This is a genomic window from Ferrigenium straubiae (assembly GCF_051257895.1).
Classification (GTDB): Bacteria; Pseudomonadota; Gammaproteobacteria; order Burkholderiales; family Gallionellaceae; genus Gallionella; species Gallionella straubiae.
In genome coordinates this window covers 1,004,123-1,019,190 of sequence record NZ_CP194331.1, presented here as the reverse complement: position 1 = coordinate 1,019,190, position 15,068 = coordinate 1,004,123, and the positions used below count along the sequence as shown (strand labels likewise).

Sequence of the window (15,068 nt, the reverse complement as noted above, 5' to 3'; positions counted from 1 at the left end):
TGCAAAGGCTTTGAACCACGAAGGACACGAAGAGCACGAAGAAGAACGAAAGTCACCGGGAAATGTTGCGCCGCAGGAATCTTCGTGACCTTCGTGGTGAAGTGCTTTTTTGATCGATTGTCTACAACAGGGAGGATGCCATGAAGCAAATCATGATGCTGGTTTCGCTGTTTTGCCTGACCGTTGTTCCCGCGGCGCAGGCCGCGGTGCAGGGCAAGGAGGTGAGCTATCGCGCGGACGGCACGGTTCTCAAGGGCTATCTCGCCTGGGACGATGCCGTGAAGGGCAAGCGTCCCGCGGTGCTGGTGGTGCACGAGTGGTGGGGACACAACGCCTATGCGCGCAAGCGCGCTGACATGCTGGCCGGGCTGGGCTACACCGCGCTGGCGGTGGACATGTACGGCGGCGGCAAACAGGCCAACCATCCGGACGACGCGGGCAAGTTTGCGACGGAGGTGGCGAAGAACATGCCGCTCGCCAAGGCGCGCTTCGAAGCGGGCATGCGCTTGCTGCGCAAACAGAAAACCGTCGATCCCGAACGGATCGCGGCGATCGGCTACTGTTTCGGCGGCGGCGTGGTGCTCAATATGGCGCGTGCCGGGGTGAACCTGAGAGGCGTGGCGAGTTTCCACGGTTCGCTCGGCACCGACAGTCCCGCGCAGCCCGGCAAGGTCAGGGCGCGCATCATTTCCTTCACCGGCGAGGCCGACCCGATGATCCCCGCGGATGCGGTCGCCGCCTTCAGGAAGGAGATGGAAAGCGCGGGGGCGGACTTCCGCGTGGTCACCTATCCCGGCGTAAAGCATAGTTTCACCAACCCCGATGCGGATGAACTGGGGCGGAAATTCAACCTGCCGCTGGCCTACGATGCCGCCGCCGACCGCGATTCATGGCGGCAAGCCACGTCATTCCTGCGTGAGACGTTCGGCATGCACTGATTCCGGAAAGTCCCATATAATTTCCAATCGGGCATATTCAAGGCGGGCCGGGATCGTTTATGCAAAACCTGCTTAGCAAAAGATCCAAACTGCCGGCCATCATCCTGCTGGCCGCCGTCCTGCTGGCCGGCCTGCTGCTGTACGACCAGTACGGACGCGCCAAACCCCCCATCAAGATCGGTGTGCCGCACTCGCTGACCGGCACCATGGCGGCGAGCGAAGCCCCCCTGGTTGACGCCATCCGGCTCGCCGTCGAAGAAGCCAACCAGACCGGTGGACTCAACGGACGGCCGGTCGAGATGATCGTCGCCGACTGCCGCTCGGACGATGCCTATTGCGCGGAGCAGGCCGAAAAACTCATCGCGCAGGACAAGGTGCAGGCCCTGTTCGGCTGCTGGACATCGAACTGCCGCAAGGCCGTCAAACCCGTCGTCGAAAAGCATCACCACCTCCTGTTCTACCCCCTGCAGTACGAAGGTCTCGAACAATCCCCCGACATCGTCTACACCGGCGCCGTGCCTAACCAGCAAATCATCCCGATGGCGCTCTGGGCGCTGCGGCAATACGGCAAGCGCTACTACCTCATCGGCTCGGACTACGTCTTCCCGCGCACCGTCAACCGCATGGTCAAGGACGTCCTGCTCGCCCAAGGCGGACAACTGACGGGCGAACGCTACCAACCGCTGGGTGCGAGCGACATGGCGGCCGCGGTGAACGAAATTGCCGCAAGGCGTCCCGACTTCATCCTCAACACCCTCAACGGCGACAGCAACCGGTACTTCTTCCGCGCCCTCAAGGAGGCCGGCATCGACGCGGAAAAAATCCCCGTCTTCTCCACCAGCATCGCCGAAGTTGAACTCGCGGCGATGGAACCCGGACTGATCGCGGGGCACTACGCCGCCTGGAACTACTTCCAGGGCGTGGACAGCGCAGAAAACAAGGCCTTCATCGCGCGCTTCAGGCAGCGTTTCGGCAAGGGGCGCGTGCTCGACGACCCGATGGAAGCCTCCTACATCGGCGCGATGCTGTGGGCGGACAGCGTGCGTAGCGCCGGCACGACGGACCTGGCTCCGGTGAAAAACGTCCTCGCGCAACAGAGCATGTCCGCCCCCGAAGGCATCGTCGCGGTGGACTTCAACACCGGGCACCTGTGGAAGACCGTGCGCATCGGCAAAGCGCGCCCGGATGGGCAATTCGACATCGTCTGGCAATCCGAAGACGCCGTGCACCCGGCGCCGTTCCCGTTCTACCGCAGCCGCCAGGAATGGCTCGCGGAACAGAAAAGCCTGATGGGAAGCGCGCCATGAGATTCACCTCGCTTACCCATCACCTGGTGCTGTGGTTCATCGCCGTAGCACTCCTGCCGCTGCTGCTGTTCGGTTACCTGAGCCTGCAGCAGAACGAGACCGCGCTGCGCACCGAGACGCAGGCGCGCATGTCGCGCCTGGTGGACAAGAAGACCATGGAGATCAAGGTCTATCTCGCCGAGCGCGCCCAGAACGCCCAGATGCTGGCGCGCAGCACCCTGATGGAGCAGGCCATGGGCACCCTGTCGCGCGCCTACGCGCAACACGGGCCGGACTCTCCGGAGTATCTCAAGGCGGACCGGCAGTTCCGCGGGCGCTTTTCTCCGTATATCGATGAGAGCGCACTGTTTTACGACATCCTCCTGATCACGCCGCAGGGCGAGATCATCTACAGCGACAAGCACGAGGCGGACTTCGCCACCAACCTGCTCCACGGGTCACACCGCGATTCGCAGCTGGCCAGGGCGTTCCGCGAATCCAGCCTGACCTTCGAGAGCAACTTCTCCGGCTTCGAGACTTACACCCCTTCCGGCGCTCCGGCGGCATTTATTTCCGCCCCCATTATCTACAACGGCGCATTCCACGGCGTGATCGCTTTCCAGCTCAGCACCGAGAACGTCTACCGCGTGGCGATGGACGCCAGCGGGCTGGGCGCGACCGGGGAGACGCTGCTCGCCAGACTGACGGGCCCCGACGAAGCCCTGTTCGTCGCGCCGCTCCGGCATGACCCGGAGGCGGCCATGAAGCGCAGGATAGACATGAAGACGGCAAACATCCCGATGCGTAATGCCCTGCTCGGGCGGCATGGCGGCGGGATAGAAACCGACTACAGCAGCCGGCAGGTGGTCGCCGCCTGGCGCTACGTGCCGGAGTTGCGCTGGGGGATGGTGGTCAAGATGGATGCCGACGAGGCTTTTGCGCCCATTTACCGCCAGCGGCAGATCCTGCTGCAGATCCTGCTCGCGCTGGTGCTGCTGGCCGGTGTTATCGCGCTGTATTTCGGGCGGCGGCTGGTCGTGCCGCTCAAGGGTTTTGCGCAGACTGCCGATGCGGTGGCGCGGGGCGATCTGGACAGGCGCGTCGCCGAGTCCGGTCTGGGCGAGATCGGCGTGCTGGGGCGCGCCTTCAATCACATGGCCGGAAACCTGCAGTCGCTGTACCGCACGCTGGAAGACCGTGTCGAGGAGCGCACCCGTGAGCTGAATGTAAGCAACGAGCAGTTGCAGGAGGAGATCATCGAGCGTGAACTGATCGAAGCGGCCTTGCGGGAGAACGAAGAGCTGCTGACCTCGGTCATGAAACTTCTGCCGGTGGGGGTCTGGATCATTAACGCAGAAGGGATAATCATCTTCGAAAACACTGCCGGACGAAAAATCTGGGGTGGGGCACACGACTTGGGAGCCGGGCAGTTCGGGGAACGCAAGGGCTGGTGGCTGGGCAATAATCAACCGATAGAACCCCATGAATGGGCGCAGGCGCGCGCTATCGCAAAGGGCGAAACTTCCATCGAGGAGGAAATCGAGATCGAGTGCCTCGACGGCACGCATAAGACCATTCTCAACTCCGCCCTGCCGCTGCGCAGGAGCGATGGGAGCATCAGCGGCGCAGTTGTCGTCAATCAGGACATCACCGAGCGCAAGCAGGCCGAAGCGCAGATAGCGGAGTCCATAGCGTTGCTGCAGGCTACCAACAAGGCACTGGATGAATTCACCTACATCGCCGCGCACGATCTCAAGGAGCCGCTGCGCGGCATCCACAACTACACCAGCTTCCTCAAGGAAGACTACGGCGACCGGCTGGATGGGGAAGCGGGGCAATACATCAGCAGCATCCAGCGGCTGGCCGAGCGCCTATCCGCCCTGATCGACCGCCTGCTGGCCTATTCTCGTCTGGGCAGCACGGAGCTTGCCAGGGTTCCGGTCGATGTCGATGCGGTGGTCGACGCCGTGGCGGAAGACTTGAGCCGTTTTTGGAGCTCTGATTCGCATGGAGGAATGGGGATCGAGTTGCGCCGCAATGGCAGGCTGGGCGTTGTCAAGGGTGATGCCACCCGCATCGGTGAGGTGTTCCAGAACCTGATTTCCAACGCGGCAAAATACAACGACAAGCCATTGAAATGGATAGAGGTCGGCTGCGACCGGAGCGGCCCCGTCCCGGTTTTTTACGTGCGCGACAATGGCATCGGTATCCAGCCCCATCATCAGGAAACCGTGTTCCGGATCTTCAAGCGGCTGCACGAGCAAAACAAGTATGGCGGCGGGACCGGAGCCGGCCTTACAATCACCAAGAAAATCATCGAGCTTCACGGCGGTCGCATCTGGCTGGATTCCACCCCCGGGGAAGGCACCACGTTTTATTTTACTTTGAGCGAGGATGCATAATGGCTGGAATGAAATCTCAATACATCCTGATCGTCGAGGACAGCGACGACGATTATCTGGCTACGGTGCGCGCCTTCAAGAAGGCCAACCTGGTCAATCCTGTGCGGCGCTGCACCAACGGCGACCAGGCGATGGACTACCTGCTCCGGCGCGGGGAATTCTCCGGCAACGGCAAGGCGCCCCGGCCGAGCATCATCCTGCTTGACCTGAACCTGCCGGGTACAGACGGCAGGGAAGTGCTGGGCATGATCAAGGCCGACCCGGATCTGCAGAAGATCCCCGTCATCGTCCTGACCACCTCCAATGCCGAGCAGGACATCGAGCAATGCTATGCCGCGGGCGCGAATTCCTATGTGCAGAAACCCGTGGATCTGGTCGGGTTCATCCAGTCGGTCGCGCGTCTCACCGATTTCTGGTTCAACGTCTCCATCCTGCCCAAGAACAAATGACCGCAACCATCCTCGTCATCGACGACAGCGAAGACGATCGGCGCCTCTACCGGCGCGCGCTCAAGGATGTTGACTGCCGCTTCGTGATGGCGTCATCGGCGAAGGATGGATTCATATGCATGGCCGACCACAGGCCGGACGTGATCCTGCTGGATTACAACCTGCCCGATCTCGACGGACTCAGCCTGGTCAAGGTGCTTGCCGGATGTTCCGGCCCGCCCGCCCCCCTCATCATGCTGACCGGGGAGGGCAGCGAATCGGTGGCCGTCGAGGTGATGAAGCTCGGCGCTTCCGATTACCTCGTGAAGGACACCGCGGGGCAATACTTGCGGCTGTTGCCCGGGGTGATCGAGCGGGTCATGGCGTCGCATGCGCAGCGCGAGCAGAACCGGAGGCTGATGCAGGAAACGGAAAGGCTGCTGCACCGCAACCGGATATTGATGCAAAACTCCGCGGATGGCATCCATGTGATGGACGGCCAGGGCAATATCGTGGAGGCCAACGACGCCTTCTGCCGCATGCTGGGTTACAGCCAGGAAGAAGCTGCCGGCCTCAATGTGGCCGACTGGGATGCGCAGTGGACGGCCGAGGAACTGCTGGCGCGCTTCAAGGAGATTGTCGGCCAGAGCGCCGTATTCGAGACGTTGCACTGCCGCAAGGACGGCACGCTGATCAATGTCGAGATCAGCGCCTCCCACGTGGAGATGGACGGGCAGGATTTCTTTTTTGCCCTGAGCCGCGACATTACCGAACGGAAGCGGGCCCAGCGGGAAACCGAGACGCTGCTGCTGCGCAACCAGGCGCTGATGCAGACCTCCATGGATGGCATCCACGTGATGGACATGCAGGGCAACATCATGGCGGCTAACGACGCCTTCTGCCGCATGCTGGGCTACACACAGGAGGAAATAGGCAGCCTCAACGTGGCCGACTGGGAGAGGCCGTTATCGGTCGAGGAGTTCAGGGCGCGATTCAGGGATATCGTCGGCTGTGGCGCCATTTTCGAGACACAGTACTACCGCAAGGACGGCACGCTGTTCGATGTCGAAATCAGCTCATCCGGGGTGAGGCTGGAAGGGCAGAACTTCATTTATGCTTCGAGTCGCGATGTCACCGAACGCAAGCGGGTCGAGCAGGCGCTGGTTGATGCAGACCGGCACAAGGACGAATTCCTCGCCATGCTGGCCCACGAACTGCGCAACCCGCTCGCACCGATCCGCAACGCCGCCCATGTCATTGGCCGGCTGGAACTGGCGGAGCCGAGGATCAAATGGGCGCAGGAAACCATCGAGAGGCAGGTGGCACACCTCGCCCGCCTGGTGGACGATCTGCTGGACGTCTCGCGCATTGCCCGCGGCAAGATTCTGCTCAAGTGGGAAACCATCGAGTTTGCCGCGCTGGCCGAGCAGGTCATGCAGGCCGCCCGCCCCCTTGCCGAGAGCAATGGGCATGAGTTGACGGTGCGGCTGCCCGAGGAGGCAGTGCAGATGGATGGCGACCCGGTGCGCCTGTCACAGGTGCTGTTCAACCTGCTGGACAATGCCATCAAATACACCCCGGATGGCGGCCGGATCGAGTTTGCCGCGCGCATGGCCGGGCCGGAAATCGAGATCAGCGTGCGCGACAGCGGCATGGGCATCAGGGCGGAACTGCAGCCCCGTGTGTTCGACATGTTCCAGCAGGACGAGCGCAAGCTGGACCGCGCCCAGGGCGGGCTGGGTATCGGCCTCACGCTGGTGCAGCGCCTGGTTGGAATGCACGGCGGACGAGTGGAGGTGTACAGCGCGGGACCCGGTCAGGGTTCGACCTTCACCGTCCGGCTGCCGGCCAGAGTCATGTCTGCACCGCTTCATGTGCCCGAGCCTGCAAGCCGGCACGGCTTTGCTGTCGGCATGCGGGTGCTGCTGGTGGAAGACGATCCTGCCGTGGCCGACAGCACCGCCGTGCTACTGGAGATGGAAGGGCATGAGGTGCGCATCGCCGAAAGCGGGCAGGTGGCGCTGGAACAGGTTCCGGAATTCCGGCCGCAGGTCGTGCTGCTGGATATCGGTCTCAAGGGGATGGACGGTTTCGAGACCGCGCAACGGTTGCGGCAACTGCCGGAGGGGTACAGCTTGTGCCTGGTGGCGGTGACCGGCTATGCCGACAGTGCAATCAGGGCGCAGGCGCGGGCGTCCGGCTGCGATCATTTCCTAGTCAAACCGGTAACGTTCAAGGCGCTCAACGAGTTGCTGTCCGGGATGGCCGGGGCTGCGCCGGCGCACGCTTCAGTCTAGCTTCAGCGGCCGGATGGTCATTACCGCGGCCGGATTGTCGCGCCACAGCGCGGGATCGGCATCCACGTACAACTCGATCTCGATGCCGTCCGGATCCTCGATGTAAAGAGACTGGCTTACGCCATGGTCGCTGCTGCCGCGGATGGCGACGCCATGCCGCTCCAGATGTGCCTTGCACTCACGCAATTCTTCGAGCGTATCGCCGACCTTGAAGGCGACGTGGTACAGGCCGAGGCTGTGCGGGCCGGGCAATTCGGCCTGTGTGCCGACTTGCAGCAGCGCGAGATCGTGGTGGCTTTGCCCTAGTGAGAAAAACACCATCGTGTCCCGTAAACGCGCGACTTCCTTCATGCCGAGGAGATCGCGGTAGAAGGCAACCGAACGTTCCAGGCTGCGCACCTTGAGCACCACATGGCCGAGGGTTTTGATTTGCATGGTTGCCTCCTTTACTGGGGCCTGAGCCCTGTTTGACAGCTAGATGAAATTTAAAGCCCGTTCGCCCTGAGCCTGTCGAAGGGTGAATGGGCTATCACAGAAGTTCGGGATGGGCTTCGACAGGCTCAGCCCGAACGGAATTTTGCTATATCACCTTGTGGTTTCGGCCGGGCTTGCGCCCTTAACATTCGCTGCGCTCATGTTAGCATGCGCCGCAAGGTCAAGGACTTCCCGGTCTACTGGCCTAAGAAATCCTTCACTTTGTGGTTCCGGCCGCTGCCCGTTGGGCAGCTTAACTTGCTGCGCAAGTTAGCCTACGCCGCAAAGTAAAAAACTTCTTGGCCTATTGGCCAAAGAAGTCTTTTACTTTGTCCATCCAGGATTTTGCGCGCGGGTTGTGGTGCCCGCTGTCGGTTGCGTTGATCGCTTCAAACTCGCGCAGCAGTTCCTTCTGCCGTTCGGTCAGGTTCACCGGCGTTTCCACGATGACGTGGCAGTGCAGGTCTCCGTAGGTCGAGCTTCGCACGCCCTTGATGCCCTTGCCGCGCAGGCGGAATTGCTTGCCGCTTTGCGTTTCGGGCGGGATTTTGATGCGCGCCGCGCCGTCCAGTGTGGGGATTTCGATTTCGCCACCCAGCGCGGCGGTGCTGAAGCTGATCGGCATTTCGCAATGCAGGTCGTTGTGGTCGCGCTGGAACACCGCGTGTGGCTTGATGTGGATCACCACGTACAAGTCACCGGGCGGCCCGCCGTTCACGCCGTGCTCGCCCTCGCCGGACAGGCGGATACGGTCGTCGTTATCCACGCCCGCCGGAATTTTCACCGACAGCGTCTTGTGCTGTTTGATGCGCCCGTTGCCGCTGCAGTCCTTGCACGGCGAGGTGACGATCTTGCCGCTGCCGTGGCAGCGCGGGCAGGTTTGCTGGATGGAGAAGAAGCCCTGCTGCATGCGCACCTGGCCCATTCCGCCGCAGGTGCTGCAGGTGGTCGGACTGGTGCCGGGCTTGGCGCCGCTGCCCTTGCAGGTCTCGCATTCCGCCATGGTCGGCACGCGTATCTGCGTCTCGGTACCGCGTGCGGCCTGTTCCAGCGTGATTTCCATGTTGTAGCGCAGGTCGGCGCCGCGGTGCACATTGCTGCGCCCGCCGCCTCCGCGTCCGCCGCCGAAGATATCGCCGAAGATATCGGAAAAGTCGAAGCCCGCCGCGCCGCCCGCGCCGCCGCCCATGCCGCCCGCCTCGAACGCCGCATGGCCGTACTGGTCGTAGGCCGCGCGCTTCTGCCCGTCGGAGAGCGTCTCGTAGGCTTCCTTGGCTTCCTTGAAGTGCTCCTCCGCCTTCGGGTTGTCAGGGTTGCGGTCGGGGTGGTGCTTCATCGCCAGCTTGCGATAAGCCTTCTTGATTTCTTCGTCCGAAGCGTCGCGGTTGACGCCGAGGACTTCGTAGTAGTCTTTTTTGCTCATTCAATATGGGAAGGGAGAAGGGGGAAGGGGGAAGGGTTACGAGGTGGCACGGCGCTTGATCGATGCCGGCAACCCCATCAACAATCCCGAGACTTCATCCACTTTTCCGTTCAACTCCTCTGCGTTATTCAGGTAACCCAATCTTGCGGCAAGTTCGATCAATGTATCCAATTCGGATAACGAGCCAGCGGAGATGCTTGAAAAGTGCAGTAACTCCTTTGTTCCATTGCGGGCAAATCCTTCTGCGATGTTAGCCGGAACAGAAACAGCTGCACATTGCAGCTGGCTGGATAATCCAAATTTTTCCTGCGCGGGGAAAGAAGAGGTTGTAGTGTAAATCGCGGTCACCAACTCCATGGCTTGCTGCCAAGCCTTCAAGTTGCGGTGCCCGCGCTTCACACCCTTCCCCTTCTCTCTTATCCCTTCTCGCCGCTACTTCTTGTCCTTCACCTCGGTATATTCCGCATCCACCACGTCGCCTTCGTCCTTCTTCGGGTCGGAGCAGGTTTCGCCGGGGCCGCAGGTTCCGCAGCCTTCCGCGCCCTGCGCCTTGGCCTGTTCGGCGGCGTACATCTTCTCGCCGAGCTTCTGTGCAGCGGTCGCGAGCGCTTCGGTCCTGGCTTCGATGGCTTCCTTGTCGTCGCCTTTCACCACTTCCTCGGCTTCCTTCACGGCAGCTTCGATGGCTGATTTTTCATCTGCGGTCAGTTGCTCACCGTATTCCTTCATCGACTTGTTCGTGGAGTGGATCAGCGCGTCGAGCTGATTGCGTGCGGTCACCAGTTCCAGCGCCTTGCGATCGTCTTCGGCATGCGCTTCGGCATCCTGCACCATGCGTTCGATCTCAGCTTCACTCAAGCCGGAGCTGGCCTGGATCTTGATCTTGTTCTCCTTGCCGGTCGCCTTGTCTTTCGCCGATACGTGCAGGATACCGTTCGCGTCGATGTCGAAAGTCACTTCGATCTGCGGCATGCCGCGCGGCGCGGGCGGGATGTCGGACAGGTTGAACTGCCCGAGGCTCTTGTTGCCGGAAACTATCTCGCGTTCACCTTGCAGCACGTGGATGGTCACTGCGTTCTGGTTGTCGTCGGCGGTGGAGAACACCTGGGATGCCTTGGTCGGGATCGTGGTGTTCTTCTTGATCAGCTTGGTCATCACGCCGCCCATGGTCTCGATACCCAGGCTCAGCGGGGTCACGTCCAGCAGCAGCACGTCTTTGACCTCGCCTTGCAGCACGCCGCCCTGGATCGCCGCACCGACCGCAACGGCTTCGTCCGGGTTCACGTCCTTGCGCGGATCTCTGCCGAAAAATTCCTTCACTTTCTCCTGAACCATCGGCATACGTGTCTGGCCGCCGACCAGGATCACGTCGGCGATGTCGGAATTGGATACGCCCGCATCCTTCATCGCGATCCTGCATGGCTCGATGGTGCGCGCGATCAGGTCATCGACCAGACTTTCCAGCTTGGCACGGGTGATCTTCACGGCCAGGTGTTTCGGGCCGCTCGCATCCGCCGTGATGTAAGGCAGGTTCACCTCGGTCTGCTGTGCGGAAGACAGCTCGATCTTGGCCTTTTCCGCCGCGTCCTTCAGGCGTTGCAGCGCGAGCATGTCCTTCTTCAGGTCGATACCGCTTTCCTTCTTGAATTCTTCCACCAGAAACTCGATCACGCGCATGTCGAAGTCTTCGCCGCCGAGGAAGGTGTCGCCGTTGGTGGACATCACCTCGAACTGGTGCTCGCCTTCGATCTCGGCGATATCGATGATGGAGATGTCGAACGTGCCGCCGCCCAAGTCATACACCGCGATCTTGCGGTCGCCTTCCTGCTTGTCCAGGCCGAAGGCCAGCGCGGCCGCGGTCGGCTCGTTGATGATGCGCTTCACTTCCAGCCCGGCGATGCGCCCGGCATCCTTGGTGGCCTGGCGCTGGCTGTCGTTGAAATAGGCCGGCACGGTGATGACCGCTTCGGTGACCGGCTCGCCCAGGTAATCCTCGGCGGTTTTCTTCATCTTCGCCAGCACTTGCGCAGAAATTTCCGGTGCGGAAATTTCCTTGTCGCGCACCTTGATCCATGCATCGCCGTTCTTGGCCTTGACGATGTTGTAGGGAACCATGCCGATGTCCTTCTGTACCATCTTTTCTTCGAAGCGGCGACCGATCAGGCGCTTCACGCCGTACAGCGTGTTCTTCGGGTTGGTCACGGCCTGGCGCTTGGCTGCCGCGCCGACCAGCACTTCGCCGTCTTCCATGTAGGCGATGATCGAAGGCGTGGTGCGCGCGCCCTCGGCGTTTTCGATCACCTTGGGCTTGCCGTTTTCCATGATCGCCACGCAGGAGTTGGTCGTGCCGAGGTCAATACCGATGATTTTTCCCATGATGCTTTCCTTTCAGTTGAATGCGTGAGTCGGATGCTGCCTTGCCGCCTGAGATGGGGGCGGGGGCGGTTATTTCAAGAGCTTTGTTGGGGAAGGGGGAAGGGTGAAAACGCCTCTCCGGATTAAATGAGCCGGGTTTGCCCTTCTCACTTCCCCCTTAACCCTTCCCAGGTTTATTCCTTGCCTTTCGAAACCATCACCAGCGCCGGGCGCAGCACCCGCTCGTTCAGCGCGTAGCCTTTCTGCATCACGCTGACCACGGTGTTGGTCGGCAGGTCGCTCTCCACCATGCCGATCGCCTGGTGCTTGTGCGGGTCGAGTTTCTCGCCGACCGGGTTGATCTCGGCGATGTTGAACTTCTCAAACACGCTGGAAAGCTGTTTCAGGGTCAGTTCCATGCCGCTCTTGAAGCTTTCCACGTTCTGCGTTGTGACCGCCAGTCCCGCTTCGAGGCTGTCTTTCACCGCGAGCATTTCATTGGAAAAGCGCTCCACGGCGAATTTCTGCGCCTTGATGACGTCATCGGCCGCGCGGCGGCGGATATTCTCGCCCTCGGCCTTGGCGTACATCCATGCGTCGTAATGCTCCTGCGCCTTGCGCTCGGCCTCCTTGAGCATCTCCTCCAGGCTGGGCATGATCTCAGGTGCGTTTGCCGCGGCGGACTCCGCGGCCGGGGCGGCCTGCTGTTGTTCGATTTTCGGGGTATTTTCCTGCTGTTCCATTGGCCTCTCCTGTTTGCGACTCGCAGGAAGTTGGGGTGAAGCTGGCGTTTTCAAGGGCGGCGGCAAAATTATTTTTGCGGCATGGGATAATGCATGCCGTTCGGATACCTCGAAACCATGCACACCACCAGGAACTACCACTGGCGCATCGCCGGCTTTTATTTCTTCTACTACGCCTTCGTGGGGATGTTCGCGCCCTACTGGAGCCTGTATCTCAAATCGATCCACTTCGACGCCATCGAGATCGCCATCCTGATGTCGGTGCAGCCGGTGATGCGCATGATCGCGCCAAACGTATGGGGCTGGCTGGCCGACCGCTCGGGCAAGCGCAGGGAAGTGGTGGTCGCGGCGGCATCGCTCAGCGCGGTGTTCTATCTCGGGGTGTTCGCCACCACCAGCTTCTGGGGCATGCTGCTGGTGCTGGGGCTGATGAGCTTCTTCTGGAGCGCGTCGATGCCGCTGGTGGAGGCGACCACGCTGACCTGGCTCGGCAAGAACACCGCCCATTACGGGCGCATCCGCTCCTGGGGCTCGATCGGCTTCATCGTCTCGGTGGTGGGGCTGGGCTATGCCTTCGACTACATCGCCATCGCGTGGCTGCTGTGGGCAGGGGTGGTCTGCGAGCTGGGCATCCTGCTCTTCGCGCGCCAGATTCCGCCCACCGAAGTGCTCGCGCACCACACCGACAGCCAGTCGATCCGCAACATCGTGCTGCAGCCGCGCGTGCTGGCGCTGTTCGGCGCGTGCTTCCTGATGTCCGTCGCGCACGGGCCGTACTACACCTTCTTCTCGATCTACCTCGTCGAGCACGGCTACGCCAAGAGCGCGGTGGGCGGGCTGTGGGCGCTCGGCGTGATCTGCGAGATCGGCGTATTTTTCCTGATGCCCTGGCTGACGCGGCGCTACGGTTTCATGCGCATCCTGCTGTTCAGCCTCGCGGCGGCGGTGTTGCGCTTCATGCTGATCGGCTGGGCGGTCGATTTGCTGTTGCTCATCCTCATCGCCCAGGCGCTGCATGCCGCGACCTTCGGCGCCTACCACGCCGCCTCGGTCGGGCTGGTGCACGAGTTCTTCCGCGGGCGGCACCAGTCCAAGGGGCAGGCGCTGTTCGGCAGCGTGACCTACGGCGCGGGCGGCATGCTGGGCGGGCTCGCGAGCGGCCCGATCTGGCAGCACTACGGCCCTAGCGTGTTGTATTCCTTCAGTGCGGCCATGGCCTTGGGCGGCATGCTGCTGATGTGGTGGAAGCTGCGCAACGTGGCGGAGAACTAAGCGGCTGTGGCATAATCACAGGCTCAAACGGGAACAGCAATGAGCAAAACTTTATACGACAAACTATGGGATTCACACGTGGTGCGGCAGGAAGCCGACGGCACCGCGCTGATTTATATCGACCGCCAACTGGTGCACGAGGTGACCAGTCCGCAGGCATTCGAGGGTTTGAAGCTTGCGCACCGCAAGCCGTGGCGCACCGCATCCATGCTGGCGGTGCCGGATCACAACGTGCCGACCACCAACCGCGCGGCGGGCATCGCCGACCCGATCTCGCGCCTCCAGGTGGAGACGCTGGACGCGAACTGCGCCGAGTTTGGCGTGACCGAATTCGGGATGAACGACATCCGCCAGGGCATCGTGCACGTGATCGGCCCGGAGCAGGGCGCGACCCTGCCGGGCATGACGGTGGTGTGCGGTGATTCGCATACCAGCACGCACGGCGCGTTCGCGGCGCTCGCGCATGGCATCGGCACCAGCGAGGTCGAGCACGTGATGGCGACGCAGTGCCTGGTCGCGAAGAAATCGAAGGCCATGCTGGTGAAGGTGGAGGGTACGCTGGGCCGTGGTGTGACTGCGAAGGACATCGCGCTGGCGGTGGTCGGCAAGATCGGCACGGCGGGTGGCACCGGCTATGCGATCGAGTTCGCCGGTGGTGCGATCCGCAATCTTTCGATGGAAGGGCGCATGACGCTGTGCAACATGGCGATCGAGGCGGGTGCGCGCGCCGGCATGATCGCGGTGGACGACACGACCATCGATTACATCAAGGGGCGGCCGTTCGCGCCGCAGGGCGCGGCATGGGACCAGGCGGTGGCCTACTGGCGCACACTGCATTCCGACGCGGGCGCGCAGTTCGACGCGGTGGTGGAGCTGGATGCCGCGAGTATCCGCCCGCAAGTGACCTGGGGCACCTCGCCGGAGATGGTGGTGGCCATCGACGGGCGCGTGCCCGATCCAGCTTCCGCGCCGAATGAAACGAAGCGCCACGACTGGCAGCGTGCACTGGACTACATGGGGCTGAAGGCGAACACGCCGGTCACCGAGATCGCGATCGACAAGATGTTCATCGGCTCCTGCACCAACGGGCGCATCGAGGATTTGCGCGCCGCGGCGGCGGTAGCCAGGGGCAAAAAGGTTGCACCGAATGTGAAGCTGGCGATGGTGGTGCCGGGCTCCGGCCTGGTGAAGGCACAGGCCGAAAAAGAGGGACTGGACAAGATATTCACCGAGGCAGGCTTCGAGTGGCGCGATCCGGGCTGCTCGATGTGTCTGGCGATGAACGACGACCGGCTGGAGCCGGGCGAGCGCTGTGCCTCGACTTCCAACCGCAACTTCGAGGGGCGCCAGGGGCAGGGCGGGCGCACTCATCTGGTAAGCCCGGAGATGGCCGCGGCGGCGGCGATTGCCGGTCATTTTGTCGATGTAAGTATTCTTGAGTGAGGAGATG

12 protein-coding genes are annotated in these 15,068 nt (G+C 62.0%); 7 read left to right on the top strand and 5 right to left on the bottom strand.

The window, feature by feature from the left end; genetic code table 11:
• The first annotated feature begins 140 nt into the window (after positions 1-140).
• The 5 genes from ACRRNM_RS04760 to ACRRNM_RS04740 are packed head-to-tail and all read left to right on the top strand — an operon-like array spanning position 141 to position 7,351.
• Positions 141-938 carry a dienelactone hydrolase family protein gene (locus ACRRNM_RS04760; RefSeq protein WP_435627093.1) on the top strand — a complete coding sequence of 266 codons (798 nt, stop codon included), beginning with the start codon at positions 141-143 and terminating at the stop codon, positions 936-938.
• Positions 939-997: 59 nt separating this feature from the next.
• The gene (locus ACRRNM_RS04755) at positions 998-2,245 is read left to right on the top strand and encodes an ABC transporter substrate-binding protein (protein ID WP_435627092.1); all 1,248 of its coding nucleotides are present in this window, start codon (positions 998-1,000) and stop codon (positions 2,243-2,245) included.
• Entirely contained in the window at positions 2,242-4,626 is a 2,385-nt protein-coding gene (locus tag ACRRNM_RS04750) for an ATP-binding protein (RefSeq protein ID WP_435627091.1), read from the top strand. Before ACRRNM_RS04755 ends, ACRRNM_RS04750 begins: the two co-directional genes overlap by 4 nt.
• Positions 4,626-5,075, top strand: a complete 450-nt coding sequence (locus ACRRNM_RS04745) for a response regulator (protein ID WP_435627090.1) — start codon at positions 4,626-4,628, stop codon at positions 5,073-5,075. The genes ACRRNM_RS04750 and ACRRNM_RS04745 overlap by 1 nt, the downstream gene beginning before the upstream one ends.
• Positions 5,072-7,351, top strand: coding sequence for a PAS domain S-box protein (locus ACRRNM_RS04740; RefSeq protein WP_435627089.1), 2,280 nt, complete (start codon positions 5,072-5,074; stop codon positions 7,349-7,351). The genes ACRRNM_RS04745 and ACRRNM_RS04740 overlap by 4 nt, the downstream gene beginning before the upstream one ends.
• Here the strand turns inward: ACRRNM_RS04740 and ACRRNM_RS04735 are convergent.
• The 5 genes from ACRRNM_RS04735 to grpE form a co-directional block, all read right to left on the bottom strand.
• Complete coding sequence (locus ACRRNM_RS04735; RefSeq protein ID WP_435627088.1) at positions 7,343-7,786, bottom strand: VOC family protein; 444 nt, start codon at positions 7,784-7,786, stop codon at positions 7,343-7,345. The genes ACRRNM_RS04740 and ACRRNM_RS04735 overlap by 9 nt on opposite strands.
• 343 nt (positions 7,787-8,129) lie before the next feature.
• Complete coding sequence (dnaJ, locus tag ACRRNM_RS04730; protein ID WP_435627087.1) at positions 8,130-9,248, bottom strand: molecular chaperone DnaJ; 1,119 nt, start codon at positions 9,246-9,248, stop codon at positions 8,130-8,132.
• Between the two features lie 36 nt (positions 9,249-9,284).
• A complete protein-coding gene (locus tag ACRRNM_RS04725; RefSeq protein ID WP_435627086.1) occupies positions 9,285-9,647 on the bottom strand; it encodes a four helix bundle protein in 363 nt (120 codons plus the stop codon).
• 33 nt (positions 9,648-9,680) lie between these two features.
• On the bottom strand, positions 9,681-11,624 hold the full coding sequence (gene dnaK, locus ACRRNM_RS04720) for a molecular chaperone DnaK (RefSeq protein WP_435627085.1): 1,944 nt from the start codon (positions 11,622-11,624) through the stop codon (positions 9,681-9,683).
• 173 nt (positions 11,625-11,797) lie between these two features.
• The gene (grpE, locus tag ACRRNM_RS04715; RefSeq protein WP_435627084.1) at positions 11,798-12,400 is read right to left on the bottom strand and encodes a nucleotide exchange factor GrpE; all 603 of its coding nucleotides are present in this window, start codon (positions 12,398-12,400) and stop codon (positions 11,798-11,800) included.
• Positions 12,401-12,439: 39 nt separating this feature from the next.
• Between grpE and ACRRNM_RS04710 the strand changes: the two genes are divergently transcribed.
• Both ACRRNM_RS04710 and leuC read left to right on the top strand, forming a co-directional pair.
• Complete coding sequence (locus ACRRNM_RS04710) at positions 12,440-13,618, top strand: MFS transporter (protein WP_435627083.1); 1,179 nt, start codon at positions 12,440-12,442, stop codon at positions 13,616-13,618.
• A gap of 39 nt (positions 13,619-13,657) precedes the next feature.
• Complete coding sequence (gene leuC / locus ACRRNM_RS04705) at positions 13,658-15,061, top strand: 3-isopropylmalate dehydratase large subunit (protein WP_435627082.1); 1,404 nt, start codon at positions 13,658-13,660, stop codon at positions 15,059-15,061.
• The last annotated feature ends 7 nt before the right edge of the window (positions 15,062-15,068 follow it).

Coding starts and splice junctions, on each gene's coding strand:
- ACRRNM_RS04760 (WP_435627093.1), top strand. CDS start 141: ATGAAGCAAATCATGATGCTGGTTTCGCTGTTTTGCCTGACCGTTGTT.
- ACRRNM_RS04755 (WP_435627092.1), top strand. CDS start 998: ATGCAAAACCTGCTTAGCAAAAGATCCAAACTGCCGGCCATCATCCTG.
- ACRRNM_RS04750 (WP_435627091.1), top strand. CDS start 2,242: ATGAGATTCACCTCGCTTACCCATCACCTGGTGCTGTGGTTCATCGCC.
- ACRRNM_RS04745 (WP_435627090.1), top strand. CDS start 4,626: ATGGCTGGAATGAAATCTCAATACATCCTGATCGTCGAGGACAGCGAC.
- ACRRNM_RS04740 (WP_435627089.1), top strand. CDS start 5,072: ATGACCGCAACCATCCTCGTCATCGACGACAGCGAAGACGATCGGCGC.
- ACRRNM_RS04735 (WP_435627088.1), bottom strand. CDS start 7,786: ATGCAAATCAAAACCCTCGGCCATGTGGTGCTCAAGGTGCGCAGCCTG.
- dnaJ (WP_435627087.1), bottom strand. CDS start 9,248: ATGAGCAAAAAAGACTACTACGAAGTCCTCGGCGTCAACCGCGACGCT.
- dnaK (WP_435627085.1), bottom strand. CDS start 11,624: ATGGGAAAAATCATCGGTATTGACCTCGGCACGACCAACTCCTGCGTG.
- ACRRNM_RS04710 (WP_435627083.1), top strand. CDS start 12,440: ATGCCGTTCGGATACCTCGAAACCATGCACACCACCAGGAACTACCAC.
- leuC (WP_435627082.1), top strand. CDS start 13,658: ATGAGCAAAACTTTATACGACAAACTATGGGATTCACACGTGGTGCGG.